Origin of the sequence: Streptomyces beihaiensis, from assembly GCF_026274175.1 — a bacterium.
GTDB lineage: Bacteria > Actinomycetota > Actinomycetes > Streptomycetales > Streptomycetaceae > Streptomyces > Streptomyces beihaiensis.
In genome coordinates this window covers 1-15,132 of record NZ_JAPHNL010000062.1, presented here as the reverse complement: position 1 = coordinate 15,132, position 15,132 = coordinate 1, and the positions used below count along the sequence as shown (strand labels likewise).

Sequence of the window (15,132 nt, the reverse complement as noted above, 5' to 3'; positions counted from 1 at the left end):
CGCGTCGGCCGGGCCCCGCCACAGTGCCGCGACCGGGTCCGGGCCCTCAGCCCCGCCCGGACGCGGCCGTACCGGCCCGCAGGGCCACCCGGTCCCCGCCCGCGTACACGTTCATGGAGGTCCCCCGCAGAAAGCCCACGAGGGTCAGGCCGCTCTCCTCGGCCAGCTCGACCGCGAGCGACGAGGGCGCCGACACGGCCGCGAGCACCGGAATGCCCGCCATCACCGCCTTCTGCGCCAGCTCGAACGAGGCCCGCCCCGACACCAGGAGCACCGACCGCGACAGCGGCAGCCGCCCGTCCTGCAGTGCCCGCCCGACCAGCTTGTCCACCGCGTTGTGCCGGCCCACGTCCTCGCGTATGTCGACAAGCCGCCCCTCCTCGTCGAAGAGCGCGGCGGCGTGCAGCCCGCCCGTCCGGTCGAAGACGCGCTGCGCCTGACGCAGCCGGTCCGGCAGCGAGGCGAGCAGCTCCGGCTCCAGGCGCAGCGGGGGAGTGTCGGCGATCGGGAACCGGGCCGTCGTGCGCACCGCCTCCAGGCTGGCCTTCCCGCACAGACCGCACGACGACGTGGTGTAGACGTTGCGCTCCAGCGTGATGTCGGGGAGCACGACGCCCGGCGCGGTCCGCACATCGACCACGTTGTACGTGTTCGAGCCGTCCTGCGTGGCCCCCGCGCAGTACACGATGTTCTGCAGGTCGCCCGCCCCGCCGAGCACACCCTCGCTGACCAGGAACCCGGCGGCGAGCGGGAAGTCGTCGCCCGGCGTGCGCATGGTGATGGCGAGCGGTCTGCCGTTCAACCGGATCTCCAGCGGCTCCTCGGCGACGAGCGTGTCGGGGCGGGCGGAGACCTGGCCGTCCCTGATCCGGATGACCTTGTGCCGCTGTGTGACGCGTCCCATGTGACCTTCAGTCCTCGGTGCTCAGTCCCGGTTCTGCACATGCTGGTAGCCGAAGCGACCCTTGACGCAGAGGCTGCCGTGCGTCACCGGGTTGTCGTGCGGGGAGGTGACCTTGACGATCTCATTGTCCTGCACGTGCAGCGTGAGATCGCAGCCGACGCCGCGGTACGCGCACACCGTCGTCGTCTCGGTCTGCGCCGACTCGTCCCACGTCCGGCCGCCCGCATGTCGAACTCCGACTTGAACGACAGCGTGCCCGTGGGGCACACCTCGACGCAGCTGCCGCAGTCCACACACGCCGAGTCGGTCAGCGGCGCGTCGTGCGCCACCCCGATGCGGGCGCCGAAACCGCGCCCCGCCACGGAGATCGCGCGCCCGCGTCGGTACACGCCGCGTCCGGTGCGCGCGACCGGGCGCACGCTGGGAAGCCTCCAAGACGCGCGCCCGAATCCTGTCGAATGACCTCACCTCGTACGGGCCCCCGGCTGGTCACACTGGATGATCCACAGCTCGTACGGCCCGAGGGGACTTCCATGAACGGCTCGCGCATCACGGGGATCGGCCACTACCAGCCGCCCCGCATCCTCACCAACGAGGAGCTGGCCGATATGGTCGACACCAGTGACGAGTGGATTCGCTCCCGCGTCGGCATCCGCACCCGGCACATCGCGGGCCCCGACGAGCCGGTCGACGAGCTCGCCGCGCACGCCGCCGCCAAGGCTCTGGCCTCGGCCGGGCTGACCGCCCACGACATCGACCTGGTCGTCGTCGCCACCTCCACCGCGCGCGACCGCTCCCCGAACACCGCGGCCCGCGTCGCCCACCGCCTCGGCATCCCCTCGCCCGCCGCGCTCGACCTGAACGTCGTGTGCGCGGGCTTCACGCACGCCCTGGCCACCGCCGACCACACACTGCGGGCCGGGGCCGCCCGCCGCGCCCTGGTCGTCGGTGCCGACGAGATGTCCGCCGTGACCGACTGGACCGACCGCTCCACCTGCGTCCTGGTCGGCGACGGCGCGGGCGCCGTGGTGGTCGAGCCGTGCGCCGAGGGCGAGGAGCCCGGCATCGGCCCGGTCCTGTGGGGCTCGGTACCCGAGATGGGCAACGCCGTCCGCATCGAGGGCGAGCCCGCCCGGTTCGCCCAGGAGGGCCAGTCCGTCTACCGGTGGGCCACGCGGCAGCTGCCGCCGCTCGCCCGGCAGGCATGCGAGCGGGCCGGTGTCGCCCCGGCCGACCTCGCCGCGATCGTCCTGCATCAGGCCAACCTGCGGATCGTCGAACCCCTCGCCCAGCAGATCGGTGCCACGCGCGCGGTCGTGGCCAGGGATGTCGTCGAGTCCGGCAACACGTCCGCGGCGAGCGTCCCGTTGGCCCTGTCCAAGCTGGTCGAACGGGGTGACGTCGACAGTGGTGCGCCCGCCCTCCTCTTCGGCTTCGGCGGAAACCTCTCGTACGCGGGGCAGGTCGTGCGCTGCCCGTGAACGTCGCTCCGGTGGTGGCGATCGCGCTCGGCGGACTGTATGCGAAAGACAATCCAGTCGTCCGCCGCCCCCAGCCCCCGCCAGTGGAGGGAGACCGCGATGTTGTCCGCAGGACTGCCCCAGGGATCGGTGCCCAGGCCCGAACGTCCGGGCCCGCTGCGCGAGCGGGTCTACGAGGCGCTGCTCGAACTGATCACGACCCGTACTCTGCGGCCCGGTCAGCACCTGGTGGAGAGCGAGCCGGCCGGACACCTCGGAGTCTCCCGCCAGCCCGTGCGCGAGGCACTGCAGCGGCTCGACACCGAGGGCTGGGTGGACCTGCGGCCCGCCCAGGGCGCGTTCGCGACCGCGACCAGTGATCGGCGGTAGGGGGCCGGCCTCAGTAGCCGGGCCCCCTACCGATGCCGCGTCCCCTCATGTGTCGCCGCTGCCGCCGCCTTCCCCCGGCCCGGCTGCCGCAGCAGCAGCGCCAGCAGGGCGGCCACCATGGATGTTCCGCCGGCCGGCCCGTACGCGCCGTCGTGGCCCCACGCGCCGACCACCATCGAGCCGAGTCCGCCGCCGAACAGGCAGCTGACGAGCTTGCCGCTGTGGACCAGGCCGTAGGTGGTGGCGTTGTGGTCCTCGCCGAAGCAGTCCGGTGTCAGCGCCGCGAACAGCGAGTAGAACGCGCCGCCGCCGAAGCCCGACAGGAACGCGGACCGCGCGGCTCGTGCCCGAACGGCTCACGGACGCCGGGTGGACGACCGGCTGCGTACGGTGTTCGCGACCGCACCCGCCGTGACGCCGGAGCCGGTGTCGCCTGGTCGGCATATACGCAGGTGAAACGCACTCCGAAACCTTGGTATTGTTGTCCGTGTCGCCGCGGGGAACACCCCGCGACAAGCGGCAGACACCTTGTCCGGGTGGCGGAATGGCAGACGCGCTAGCTTGAGGTGCTAGTGCCCTTTATCGGGCGTGGGGGTTCAAGTCCCCCCTCGGACACCAGAGAACCAGAGCAGAAGGCCCCTCTCCGAGGGGCCTTCGTTCGTTTCCGGGCAGTAACTTAGGGCCCGTCGTCGCGGGCGCCGAGATGGGTAGGTACCTACGACCCTGACAGGCACGCCCCTGATCGCAGATCTCCGTAAGACCTTCTTCCGAGGAGAGAACACGAGACATGTCTGCACAAGAGCAAGGTCCCCCCGAGCCGCCCGAGCAGCAGGAGCCGGTCGGGCCGCCAGAGCCGCCCGACCCCTCCGGGCGCCCCGCCCCGCAGCTGATCGGAGTGGTCGCCGAGTCCGCACCCGGTGAGACGAGGGTCGCGGCGGTGCCGTCGACCGTCCGCCAGTTCCTCGGCCTGGGCTACGAGGTCGTCGTGGAGTCAGGGGCCGGTGCCGCCTCCGGCTTCGGCGACCGGGAGTACACCGACGCCGGAGCGCGCATCGGCGACGCCTGGGACGCGGACGTCGTCCTGAAGGTCAACGCGCCCTCGGACGCCGAGACCGCCCGGCTGCGCGCGGGCGCGACCGTGATCGCGCTGCTCACCCCGGCCCAGAGGCCCGAACTGCTGCGGGCCCTCGCCGACGCCTCGGTGACCGCCCTCGCCCTCGACGCGGTGCCACGCATCTCCCGCGCCCAGTCCATGGACGTCCTGTCGTCCATGGCGAACATCGCCGGATACCGGGCGGTCATCGAGGCGGCGCACGTCTTCGGCCGGTTCTTCACCGGCCAGGTCACCGCGGCCGGAAAGGTGCCGCCCGCGAAGGTTCTGGTCGCCGGGGCCGGAGTCGCCGGACTCGCGGCGATCGGCGCCGCCTCCAGCCTCGGCGCGGTCGTACGGGCCACCGATCCGCGCCCCGAGGTCGCCGACCAGGTGAAGTCGCTGGGCGGCGAGTACCTGGCCGTGGACGTAGCCCAGGAGGCGAGCACCGACGGGTACGCCAAGGCGACCTCCGCCGACTACGACCGTGCCGCCGCCCGGCTCTACCGCGAGCAGGCAGAGGACGTGGACATCGTGATCACCACCGCGCTCGTCCCCGGCCGGCCCGCGCCCCGCCTGCTGACCGCCGAGGACGTGGCGGCGATGAGACCGGGCAGCGTCATCGTCGACATGGCGGCCGCGACCGGCGGCAACGTCGAGGGCACCGTGCCCGGCCGCGCCGTCGTCACCGACAACGGCGTCACCCTCATCGGCTATACCGACCTCGCCTCCCGGCTGCCCGCCCAGGCATCGCAGCTGTTCGGCCGGAACACGGCCAACCTGGTCGCACTGCTGACGCCCGGCAAGGACGGGCGGCTCACGCTCGACTTCGACGACGTCGTGCAGCGCGGCGTGACCGTGGTGCGCGACGGCGAGATCACCTGGCCGCCTCCGCCCGTCACCGTCTCGGCCGCCCCGACCGCACCCGCCGACCGGGCCGCGGGCGACTCCGCGGCGGCCGCGCCGGAGCAGGAAAAGCGGAGACTCACGACGGCCGGAAGGTTCGGCCTGGTCGGGCTCGGGATGGCCGCGATGTTCCTGCTCGTCGCCTTCGCGCCCGCCCAGCTCGCCTCCAACTTCACGGTGTTCGCGCTGGCCGTCGTGATCGGCTACTACGTCATCGGCAAAGTGCACCACGCCCTGCACACGCCGCTGATGTCCGTGACCAACGCGATCTCCGGGATCGTCGTCATCGGGGCGCTGCTGCAGATCGGGCACGAGAGCCGCGTCGTGACCGTGCTGTCCTTCGCGGCCGTCCTCCTGACCAGCGTCAACGTCTTCGGAGGCTTCGCCGTCACCCGCCGCATGCTGTCGATGTTCTCGAAAGGCTGAGCCGAGATGTCTTCCCTGACGGCCTCGCACGCGGCCGACCTCGTCGCCGCCCTGCTGTTCATCCTCAGCCTGGCCGGCCTGTCCCAGCACCGCACGTCCCGCGCCGGAGTCGCCTACGGCATCGCCGGTATGGCCTGTGCTCTCGTCGGCACGATCGTGGTGGCGGCGCAGTCCGTCAGCGCCGTCACGGTCGCCCTGATCCTCCTGGCGATGACGCTCGGCGCGATCGCCGGGCTGTGGCGCGCCCGCCGCGTCGAGATGACCCAGATGCCGGAACTCATCGCTGTGCTGCACAGCTTCGTCGGCCTCGCCGCTGTCCTCGTGGGCTGGAACAGCTACCTGGAGGTGGAGTCGCACGGCACGGCACAGCACCGCGTCGGCGCCGGTCTGCTCGGCATCCACCACGCCGAGGTGGTCATCGGCGTCTTCATCGGTGCCGTGACCTTCACGGGCTCGATCGTCGCGTTCCTCAAACTCTCCGCCCGCATCAGGTCGAGCCCGCTGATGCTGCCGGGCAGGAACGCGCTCAACCTCGGCGCGCTCGCCGCGTTCGTCGCCCTGGCGGTCTGGTTCACCATCAGCCCCGGCCTGCCGCTGATGGTCGCCGTGACCGTACTGGCGCTGGCGCTCGGCTGGCACCTGGTCGCCTCGATCGGCGGCGGCGACATGCCCGTCGTCGTCTCCATGCTCAACAGCTACTCGGGATGGGCGGCAGCCGCGGCCGGGTTTCTCCTCGACAACAACCTGCTCATCGTCACCGGGGCGCTGGTCGGCTCCTCCGGTGCCTACCTGTCGTACATCATGTGCAAGGCGATGAACCGGTCCTTCCTCTCCGTCATCGCGGGCGGCTTCGGCATCGATGCGCCGTCCCACGGCGACGAGGAGCAGGGCGAACACCGCGAGGTGCGGGCCGCGGAGGTGGCTCAGTCGCTCGCCCGCGCCACCTCGGTGATCATCACCCCCGGCTACGGCATGGCCGTCGCCCAGGCCCAGCACCCCGTGGCCGAGCTGACCCGGCGGCTGCGCGAGCGGGGCGTCGAGGTCCGCTTCGGCGTCCACCCGGTCGCCGGGCGGCTGCCGGGGCACATGAACGTACTGCTCGCGGAGGCGAAGGTGCCGTACGACATCGTCCTGGAGATGGACGAGATCAACGACGACTTCCCCGACACCACCGTCGTCCTCGTCATCGGCGCCAACGACACCGTCAACCCGTCCGCCGCCGAGGACCCCGGCAGTCCGATCGCCGGGATGCCGGTGCTGAGGGTCTGGGAGGCGGAACAGGTCGTCGTCTTCAAGCGGTCCATGGCCTCCGGATACGCGGGCGTGCAGAACCCGCTGTTCTTCCGCGAGAACACCGGGATGCTGTTCGGCGACGCCAAGCACAGCGTGGAGGAGATCCTCCAGGAGCTGGGCAGCGACGGCCGCCAGGACGCGGTGCCCGCCACGAGCCGGGCGTAGGGCAGGCCCTCGCGTGCGGGGCGTCGGCGTGAACACCGCGAAGCCGTACAGGTACATGAGCGCCAGGCCCGCGCGCGCGGGGCGTCGGCCGGGGCCCGCTCCGGTGCGGACCGGCGCCCCGCGGTGGTGTTCAGGTGGTCAGCCGTGGGTCCGCGCCTCGAGCGATCTGCGGGTGTACGGGCCGTACTCGCCGTCCGGGTCGCCGCGCAGGCCCTCGGCGACCTGGTAGCGGAAGACCGCCTCGTGCACGAGGGGCGTGAACAGTCCCTCCACCGGGGCGTCGGCGGCGAGGAAACCCGCCTGCTTCAGGCGGCGTTCGAGCTCGGCCACGTCGGGGCCCGTGTCACCGGGGAGCAGGACGCGGGCTGTGGCGGGGGCGGCCGGTCGGGTGCCGGACGCCGTCAGAGTACGCGGCCGCTGGTGGCGCTCCGTTGCCGCGCCGTGCGACGGCCCGGGTGCCGGAGGGGGTGTCTTTGTCGGTGTCGCCGTACTGGTGCGTGAGGAAGGGGCGGAGGGGACGGGGGCGCTCGTGGGGTCGGTCCCTTCCGCGTGGTCGTCGCCGTCCGCCCTCAAGCCGTCGCCCGCGCGGGCGTGTTCGACGAAACCGTCGGCACGTGGGGTGCCGCTGCCGGAGGTCAGGGCGTACGAGGCCACGAACAGGGCAGAGGCGAGGACGGCCGCCCCGCCGAAGAGCACCGGCCGACCCTGACCCTGACCCCGACCCCGCCCCCGGCTCCGCGCAGGCGGCTTGCGGCGGCGCCCGGTGGTCCGGTGCGGGCGGGGGCGGCGCGCGGGCTCCGGCGGGGCGTAGGCCCTGAAGAGGGCGAGCGGCGCCGTCGGCGGGTCCGTGGCGCTCACGTCACCCGCGGCGGTCTGCAACGGGGCGTAGGGGCGTATGTGCATGGGGTCGGCGTGGTCGGCCGACAGCGGGGCGGTGCAATCGCACATCCCCTCCGGCAGGGCGGAGAGCTCGGAGCCGCAGTGCGGGCAGCTGTAGCGGATCGGGGTGGCCATGCGCTTACTGGTCTCCTCCGGTGGACTTCGGCGGCCTGAGAGCACTATCGCGCAACTGCCTTGCGGTGGGCCTTAACTGCCCCTTAAGCGCACCTTAGGCGCCTTGACCGGGGACGCGCGGGGACGTGACCATGCGGGTGTTCCCTTCGCTGCCGCACATGTGACGACCCGTCCGGTGATCTCGCGGTGAACGTGTGTCCCTTCTCGATCCGAGCGAAAGACCGACCATTCATGCGCATTTCCGCCTCCGCGGCCGTCCTCGCCCTCTCGGGCTCCCTGGTCCTCGCCGGTGCCACGAGCGCGGCGGCCGCGCCCGGCTCGGGCCCCGCCGCGTGCTCCACGGACACCGCCCTCTCCCTCGCGGTGAGCTACAGCGAGTTCGTCGAGGGGGACGCTGTCCGCAGCCCGGACAGCGAGGGCGCCGTCGCGGTCGGCGGCGACGCGGACTTCACCGGCGGCTTCAGCGTGGGCAGCCACATCGGCGCCACGGCCGCCGCCCTGCGCGACGGCGCGTCCCTGGTCGTCGGCGGCACGCTCAAGACCGGAGACACGGCGTACACGGTTCTCGAACACGGAAGCGGCGTCTACGGAAAGCTGGACGGGCGTCCCGTCGAGGTCAAGGACAAGGGCGCCAGGGCCGTACAGGGCGCCGCCCCCATCGACTTCCCCCGGGAGTTCCGCGCGCTGCGCGCCACGTCCGCGCGGCTCGCCCGCCAGAGCGCCACCGGCACGGCCGACATGTCCGGGGCGGGCGACGCCACCCGGCTGACGCTCAGCGGCGACAGCGCCGGGTTGAACGTGTTCAGCGTCGGCGCGGCGCAGTTGCAGCAGGCCAAGCGTGTCGTCGTGGACACCCCGGCCGGTTCGACCACTCTCGTCAACGTCACCGGCGGCGCCTACGACCAGGCGGCCGCGGCCACGTACCGCGTCGACGGCCCGGCCGCGAGGCTGCTGTGGAACTTCCCCGACGCCACCGAGGTGACCAAGAACAGCCACAACGCCTGGCCCGGCACCGTGCTCGCCCCGCATGCCGCCGTCGACCTGGGTGACGGGGGCCCGGTCGACGGCACCGTCATCGCCGCATCGCTGCGCGGCACCGGCAGCGCCGAGACCCACCACTACCCGTTCTCCGGCTGCCTGACCCCGGCCAAGCCCTCGGGCGGCGCCGCTTCCGTCACGCCACCCGCAACGCCGGCCGCCACCCCCGCCACACCGGCTGCCACGCCCACCGCGCCCGCCGCCAGTACCTCCGCTCCGGCCAATGGTGCGGGCGGCGACGACCACCGGGACCAGCGGAAGTCCTCCGGTTCGCTGGCCCTGACCGGTGGCACGGTGCTGCCGCTCGCCGGTGCGGGCGCAGCCGTCCTGGTGGCGGGCTGCGCGCTGGCCTACGCGGCTCGGCGACGGCGTCGTCAGGCGTAGAAGAACCCGCGAGCCGCGTGGCGGGTCGGTCGGGGCGGGTTCCGTTCGCCGGCGCGCCCCGGTAGAGCTGGTTCCCATGGACACCTCACAGCGGACCATCGGCGTACGGCACGTCCGCGCGCTGCTGGGCGGCGCGCGCGGGCGCGGCCTCGACACGGCGGCTCTGCTGCACGCCGCGCGGATCCCGCCCCTGCTCACGGCGGACCCGCGCGCCCGGGTCACCGAGCGCCAGTTCGCCGCCTTGTTCCGGCGGCTGTACGCCGCGACGCAGGACGAGTTCCTCGGTCTCGGGGCGGCGGTGAGCAGGCCGGGGACGTTCGCCATGATGTGCAGGGCCTCACTCGGCTGCCCCGACCTCGGCGCGGCGGTACGCCGCGGCGCGGAGTTCTACGGGCTCTTCCCCGGCGGCCCCGAACTCGCCCTGGAGCCGGCGGAGTCGGATACCGACGCGGCCTTGTACGTGCGCGGTGCCCGGCCCCCGAGCGGCGGCGGTGACCCGTACCTCACCGAGTGCGTCCTCGCCATCTGGCACCGCCTGTGCGGCTGGCTGATCGGCCACCGCATCCCGCTCACCGGTGTCGACTTCGCCTTCCCCGCGCCGCGGCCTGGCGAGGAGCGGCTCGCCGAGCACCGTGAACTCTTCGGCTGTGACGTGGAGTTCGGTGCGCCGCACAGCCGGGCCCGCTTCGGCCGGCGCTGGCTGGCCGCACCGCTCGTACGGGACGAACCCGCGCTCGATGCCATGCTGCGCCGGGCCCCCGTGGAGTTGCTCGCCCGGCGGCCGTACGCGACGACGACCGCCGAGCACGTACGTGCCGCGCTCGCCGCTGCGCTGCGCTCGGGTGCCCGGCTGCCCGCGCTGACCGAACTGGCCGACCGCCTCGCCGTGTCGACGGCGACCCTGCGCCGACGGCTCGCCGTCGAGGCCACGTCGTACCGGGCGGTCCGCGACGACGTGCTCAGGGAGGCGGCCCTCGCCTCGCTCGCCGATGGCCGCGCGTCCGTCGAGAGCGTCGCCCGGCGGCTCGGTTTCGCGGAGGACACGTCGTTCCACCGGGCGTTTGTCCGGTGGACCGGAACGACGCCGGGGGCGTATCGGCGAGCCGCGGTCACCGGCCGGTGAGTAACTGACGCTTCCGGTCGGTGAACGTGAGCGTTCCGGTCAGCCCGCCCGGCGGCGCGGGCTCACTAACTTTCTGTCAACAGCGGCTCGGAAATGGTCCGTCGGGACCACCAGGCCGCTCACCTTCGCTGGTCACCTGCACCGGGAGAGCCGCATGAGGAATTCCGCCCGCCGTACCGCGCTCGCCGCCGCCACCGCGCTGCCACTGGCCCTCGCGGCCCCGCTCACCGCCCACGCCGACTCCGGATCCGGCCCCGTGTCCTCCGCCTCCGCCTCGTCCGGGCGGCCCGGCGATCTGGTATCCGTGGCCCGGTCGTCGTTCCACCCGCTGCCCGGACAGCCGACAGGCACGAAGGCGTGGAAGATCCTGTACCGCTCCACCACGGCGACCGGCGCCCCGGACACCGTCTCCGGCACGGTCATCGTGCCCCAGGACGGCCGCACCGGCCCCCGCCCCCTGGTCACCTACGCGGTCGGCACGGTCGGGCTCGCCGACCGGTGCGCGCCCAGCGCGGGCTTCCCGAACGGCACCACCATGGAGGCCAACCTCATCCAGCAGCTCACCGCGCGCGGCTGGGCCGTCGCCGTCACGGACTACGAGGGCCTCGGCACGCCCGGCGAGCACACCTACACGGTGGGCCGCTCCGAGGGGCAGGCGATGCTCGACGCGGCCCGCGCGGCGATCCGGCTGCCCGAGGCGGGACTGGGCGCGGACACCCCGGTCGGCGTCATGGGCTACTCGCAGGGCGGCCAGGCGGCCGGCTGGGCGGCCGAGTTGCACAAGTCGTACGCGCCCGAACTGAACCTCAAGGGCACGGCGGCCGGCGGCGTACCCGGCGACCTGATGAAGGTGGCGGCCGCCGACGACGGCTCGTACGGCTCGGGCCTGGTCCTCATGGCGGCCATCGGCCAGAACGCCGCCTTCCCCGAACTGGACCTCGACTCGTATCTGAACGCGCGCGGCCGCGATCTCGTCGGCAGACTGAAGAACAGCTGCGTGATCGACGGCTCGGTGCTCGGCTCTTTCACCCGGATCAAGGACGTCACCGTCAAGAACCCCCTCGCACAGGCCGACTGGCAGGCCAGGCTGAACCAGTCGAAGGTCGGCACGCTCGCCCCCGACGCGCCGGTGTACCTGTACCACGCGCTCGGCGACGAGCTGATCCCGTACCGCGTCGGCCGCCAGGTCAGGGCCGACTGGTGCGCGCGCGGCGCGAACGTGGAGTGGCACACGGTGCCCGTCGGCGAGCACATCAGCGGCGTCATCACCCAGTCGCCGTTCGCCGCGCAGTGGCTCGCCGACCGCTTCTCGGGCAAGCCCGCGCACAGCACCTGCTAGACGTGAGGTGACCGGCGCGGCCCCGACGGCGGAGCGCACGCCGTCAGGGCTCCCGGCAGCCAGCCGAGCACCACGCCCCACACCGCGCCGAACACCGCCCCGGCCACCGCGTAGCCGCACCAGCCGCCCCACCCGGCCTCCACCATCCGCGCCACCACCAGTCCCCGCCACGTCCCGGCGACCGCCCCACCCGCGACCAGCGCCGTCCAGCCGGCGGCAAGACGTCGGACCCGGCCCCCGTCCGGCCGGAGCCGAACGTGCCGCCGCACCCGCAGCACGGCGACCGCGCACAGCACCGTCGCGGCGAAGTCCTCGGTCAGCTGCCACGCCCACGTCGTCCCGCCGAGCGGCGTGGCGCGCAGCCCCGGAAGCCCGAACGGCACCCCGAGCGCGCTCGGCACGAGCACGGTGCCCACGTGAGCCGTCACGGACGTGAGCAGTGGAGCGGCGCCGCACGCCACGGTGAGCAGCAGACAGCCGCAGAGCACGGACGTGGTCGCGGTCCAGCGGTGTTTGGTCGGCATCGGCATGACCGGTCACTGTAGACAGCCGACCGTCGGCCGAACAGGCCCTGAGCGGACGGAAGGTGAACAATGCTCAGGTCTGTTGTCGCGGCTCCGGCGGGCCTACGATCCGCGCCATGAGGCTGATGCCGAACACGAACCTGAGGGCGAAGTGGCGTACGTGGACCGTGGTCTCGCTCGTCCTCGCGGTAGCCGCCGCGCTGCTCGTCGCCGTCGGCCCCGAGCGTGCGAGCGGGGCGGACGGCGCGGGCGGGCGCCGCTGGATCACGGACGGGCAAGGTCGCGCTCTCGTCCTCAACGGCCTCAACACCGCATCGAGCGCCAAGTCCGCGCCGGACGGCATGCCGTGGATCCACTCGGCCGACGTGGCCCGTGAGAAGAGGCGACTCGGCACGAACTTCGTCCGGTTCCTCATCCAGTGGCGCACCATCGAACCACGCCCCGGCAGGTACGACGACCGGTACCTCGACGAGGTCGCCGCACGCGTTGGCTGGTACGGATCGCGCGGCTACCACGTGATGCTCGACATGCACCAGGACGTCTACGGCCCTCGCACCAAGGGCAACGGCGCGCCCGCCTGGGCGACCGAGACGGACGGACTGCCGGTCGCCGAGCAGGGGCAGTGGGAGTTGGAGTACGTCCAGCCGGGCACGCTGCGCGCCTTCGATCACTTCTGGGGCACCAGAAGGGCCGGCCGGAACCTGCGGGCCCGGTACGCGGCGGCGTGGGCGCACGTCGCCGCGCGGTTCGCGCACGACCCGGCGGTCATCGGCTACGACCTGATGAACGAACCGTGGGGCGGCTCCCTCCAGGGCCCCGCCTTCGAGGCCGGCCCCCTCGCGGCCCTCTACCGCAGGACCATCGCCGCGATCCGGTCCGTCGACCCCGACTCCTGGATCTTCGTCGAACCGGAGGCCGTGAGCGCCAACTGGGGCCTGCCGAGCGGGCTTCCGTACCTGAAGGACCCGCGCGGCGACGGCGACCGCGCCCGCATCGCGTACGCACCCCACCTCTACCCGCTGCCCATGGACCTCGGTGGCGGCTACACCGGCGGCACCAGGGCGTGGGTGCGGCGCACGCTCGGCTCGTGGCGCGCCCAGACCGAACGCACCGCGCGCCGCCTCGACGCCCCCGTCGTCATCGGCGAGTACGGACTCGACGCGACGCGGCCAGGAGCCCTGACGTACGTCGCCGAGGTGCGCCGCACCGCCGAGCGGCTGGGCGCGGGCACCGCCTACTGGTCCAACGACCCCGGCCCCTGGGCCCCGTGGCGTCGATCGAAGGGCGGCCGGTTGCGGGCGACGAAGCTGCTAGCGGTCCTCGACCGGCCGACCCCGCTCGCCGTCGCGGGGATACCGGAGTCGTACGGGTGGGACGGCAAGTCCCATACGCTCGCCGTCCGTTGGGAGGGTGCGGCGGGGGTGACGGGCGGCACCGAGGTGTACCTGCCCGAGCGCTTCTTCCCGGACGGCGGACGGGTGACCGGTGGCGACGTCGTCTCGTGGGACGCCGCCTCCCGGGTTCTGGTCCTGCGGTCGGGTCCGGGCGACCACCACGTGCGGATCACGCCCGCGACGGGGGCGCGCGGGTGAGCGGACGCCGTGGGCGCGGCCGTGGTCCGTGCGGTCGGCGCGTCGCCGCCACCGTGACCGCCCGACCCCGGCGTCGGCAGCGTGCTCTGGCGGCGGCCCGAGTCGGGGCCGACCCGCGCCCGGAACGCGCCGCGCACCGTCGTCGCGGGCGGCCCGGGCCGTCAGCCGCTGCGGCGCAGTGAGCGGCGCAGGTGGAGCTGGGCGAGCAGCCGGTGCTCCGGGTCGGCCAGGTCGAGACCGGCGAGCGTCGCCGCCCGGTGGACGCGGTAGCGCAGCGTGTTGGGGTGGATGTGCAGGCCCCGGGCGACCGGCGTGGTCTCGCCGAAACCCTCCAGGTAGCGCAGGAGCGACTCGGCGAGCGCGGTGCCCTGTCGGCGGTCCTGGGCGACGAGCGCGTCCAGGGCGCCGTCGTGCGTCTGAGGGTGCTGGTCGATGAGGTCGAGGACGGTGTTCACGGCGAGCGTCGCCCGCATCTCGTGCGCGGTGGCCAGGCGCCGGTCGGGCTCCTTGGCCAGCGCCGTCAGCACCCGTTCGGCCTCCCGGCGCGCGGCCGCCGCGTCGTCGAGCCGCGCGAGACGGACCACCGCCGCCTGCGCGGCGCCGCCGAGCCTGGCCCGAACCGCCGCGACCAGACCGGCCGCCCACTCGACCGCGGACCGGCTCACCACCGTGCCCGCCGCCGTTCCCGACGGTTCGCCCGCGTCCGGGAGCAGCAGGAAGAGCCGCCCGTCGCACCAGCCGGGCAGCGCGGTGCGCCGGTAGGCGGCCGCGTGCACCGCGGCGACGCGGCGTGCCTCGGCACGCGGCCCGGCCCCCGCCCCGTCGCCCGGCACCCGCGGATCCAGCGCGACCAGCGCGGCCGGGGCGTCGGCGGGCAGGCCGAGCCGCCCGGCGAGCAGTGCCGCCGGCACCCGTTCGTCCAGGACGCCGCTCAGCAGCTCCGCCGACGCGCTGTCGTCGCCGTCCGCACCGGCCCCCGGCCCCTCGGCGAGCCGCACCGCCGCCACCCGCGCCGCACCGCGCAGCACGTCCGCCGCCGACGCGTCCAGCGGCTCCCCGTCCTCGTGCAGCCAGATCGTGCCGAGCAGCCGCGGCCCCGACCGTACGGCGGTCACCAGGCGGGCGCGGATGCCGAGGCCCGGATGGGCGTCGACCCGGACCACCTCGTCGGGCTCGCGCAGCCGGTCCCACACGCCCCAGGCGCGCAGCACCTTCAGATACTCCTCCGGGCAGGTCCGTCCCATGATCGTCATGCGGCGCAGCTCGTCCGCGTACTCGTCGGTCTGCGAGTAGGCGAGCACGCGGTGCGCGGCGTCCTCCACGGTGACGCTGCCGCCGGTCAGGCCCGCGACCGTCTCGGCGAGCGCGAACAGGTCGCCGTGCGCGAGCGCCGTCGTGCCGCCCGGCAGCGCCCGGTCGTCCACGACCGTGCGGGCGAGCGCCTCCGCCTCGTCCCAGGCCACGTCGCCGCCGATGGTCAGCAG

11 protein-coding genes, 1 tRNA gene and 3 pseudogenes are annotated in these 15,132 nt (G+C 73.7%); 9 read left to right on the top strand and 6 right to left on the bottom strand.

Annotation, left to right across the window (positions count from 1 at the left end):
• Positions 1 to 46 precede the first annotated feature (46 nt).
• Both fdhD and OFY01_RS08015 read right to left on the bottom strand, forming a co-directional pair.
• Positions 47 to 904: a formate dehydrogenase accessory sulfurtransferase FdhD gene (gene fdhD / locus OFY01_RS08020; RefSeq protein WP_266597741.1), complete on the bottom strand. Its 858-nt coding sequence runs from the start codon at positions 902 to 904 to the stop codon at positions 47 to 49.
• Positions 905 to 925: 21 nt separating this feature from the next.
• Positions 926 to 1,275 (bottom strand): annotated as a pseudogene (locus OFY01_RS08015) (4Fe-4S binding protein); the annotation flags it as partial.
• A 162-nt stretch (positions 1,276 to 1,437) separates the two neighbouring features.
• Here OFY01_RS08015 and OFY01_RS08010 point away from each other — a divergent pair.
• Both OFY01_RS08010 and OFY01_RS08005 read left to right on the top strand, forming a co-directional pair.
• Entirely contained in the window at positions 1,438 to 2,385 is a 948-nt protein-coding gene (locus OFY01_RS08010) for a beta-ketoacyl-ACP synthase III (RefSeq protein ID WP_266597739.1), read from the top strand.
• Between the two features lie 99 nt (positions 2,386 to 2,484).
• Positions 2,485 to 2,727: pseudogene (locus OFY01_RS08005) on the top strand (GntR family transcriptional regulator); the annotation flags it as partial.
• Between the two features lie 53 nt (positions 2,728 to 2,780).
• On the opposite strand, the pseudogene OFY01_RS08000 reads toward OFY01_RS08005, so the two are convergent.
• Positions 2,781 to 3,083: pseudogene (locus OFY01_RS08000) on the bottom strand (MFS transporter); the annotation flags it as partial.
• 201 nt (positions 3,084 to 3,284) lie between these two features.
• On the opposite strand from OFY01_RS08000, the gene OFY01_RS07995 reads away from it, so the two are divergent.
• The 3 genes from OFY01_RS07995 to pntB all read left to right on the top strand — a co-directional run bounded on the left by OFY01_RS07995 (position 3,285) and on the right by pntB (position 6,634).
• Positions 3,285 to 3,372, top strand: a tRNA-Leu gene (locus OFY01_RS07995).
• Between the two features lie 169 nt (positions 3,373 to 3,541).
• Complete coding sequence (locus OFY01_RS07990) at positions 3,542 to 5,176, top strand: Re/Si-specific NAD(P)(+) transhydrogenase subunit alpha (RefSeq protein ID WP_266597737.1); 1,635 nt, start codon at positions 3,542 to 3,544, stop codon at positions 5,174 to 5,176.
• A gap of 6 nt (positions 5,177 to 5,182) precedes the next feature.
• Complete coding sequence (gene pntB / locus OFY01_RS07985; RefSeq protein WP_266597735.1) at positions 5,183 to 6,634, top strand: Re/Si-specific NAD(P)(+) transhydrogenase subunit beta; 1,452 nt, start codon at positions 5,183 to 5,185, stop codon at positions 6,632 to 6,634.
• 138 nt (positions 6,635 to 6,772) lie between these two features.
• Here pntB and OFY01_RS07980 read toward each other — a convergent pair whose 3' ends face one another.
• Positions 6,773 to 7,648 carry a peptidoglycan-binding protein gene (locus tag OFY01_RS07980; RefSeq protein ID WP_266597733.1) on the bottom strand — a complete coding sequence of 292 codons (876 nt, stop codon included), beginning with the start codon at positions 7,646 to 7,648 and terminating at the stop codon, positions 6,773 to 6,775.
• A 231-nt stretch (positions 7,649 to 7,879) separates the two neighbouring features.
• Between OFY01_RS07980 and OFY01_RS07975 the strand changes: the two genes are divergently transcribed.
• From OFY01_RS07975 to OFY01_RS07965, 3 genes are all read left to right on the top strand, one after another.
• Positions 7,880 to 9,070, top strand: coding sequence for a choice-of-anchor A family protein (locus OFY01_RS07975; protein WP_266597731.1), 1,191 nt, complete (start codon positions 7,880 to 7,882; stop codon positions 9,068 to 9,070).
• A 76-nt stretch (positions 9,071 to 9,146) separates the two neighbouring features.
• Positions 9,147 to 10,193, top strand: a complete 1,047-nt coding sequence (locus OFY01_RS07970; protein WP_266597729.1) for an AraC family transcriptional regulator — start codon at positions 9,147 to 9,149, stop codon at positions 10,191 to 10,193.
• A gap of 154 nt (positions 10,194 to 10,347) precedes the next feature.
• Positions 10,348 to 11,532: an alpha/beta fold hydrolase gene (locus tag OFY01_RS07965; RefSeq protein WP_266597727.1), complete on the top strand. Its 1,185-nt coding sequence runs from the start codon at positions 10,348 to 10,350 to the stop codon at positions 11,530 to 11,532.
• Here the strand turns inward: OFY01_RS07965 and OFY01_RS07960 are convergent.
• Positions 11,529 to 12,062, bottom strand: a complete 534-nt coding sequence (locus OFY01_RS07960; protein ID WP_266597725.1) for a hypothetical protein — start codon at positions 12,060 to 12,062, stop codon at positions 11,529 to 11,531. The two genes, OFY01_RS07965 and OFY01_RS07960, sit on opposite strands and share 4 nt — an antisense overlap.
• Positions 12,063 to 12,172: 110 nt before the next feature.
• Between OFY01_RS07960 and OFY01_RS07955 the strand changes: the two genes are divergently transcribed.
• Positions 12,173 to 13,648: a cellulase family glycosylhydrolase gene (locus OFY01_RS07955; RefSeq protein WP_266597723.1), complete on the top strand. Its 1,476-nt coding sequence runs from the start codon at positions 12,173 to 12,175 to the stop codon at positions 13,646 to 13,648.
• A gap of 161 nt (positions 13,649 to 13,809) precedes the next feature.
• Here OFY01_RS07955 and OFY01_RS07950 read toward each other — a convergent pair.
• The coding region (locus tag OFY01_RS07950) for a helix-turn-helix domain-containing protein (RefSeq protein WP_266597721.1) at positions 13,810 to 15,132 on the bottom strand (1,323 nt) is incomplete at its 5' end.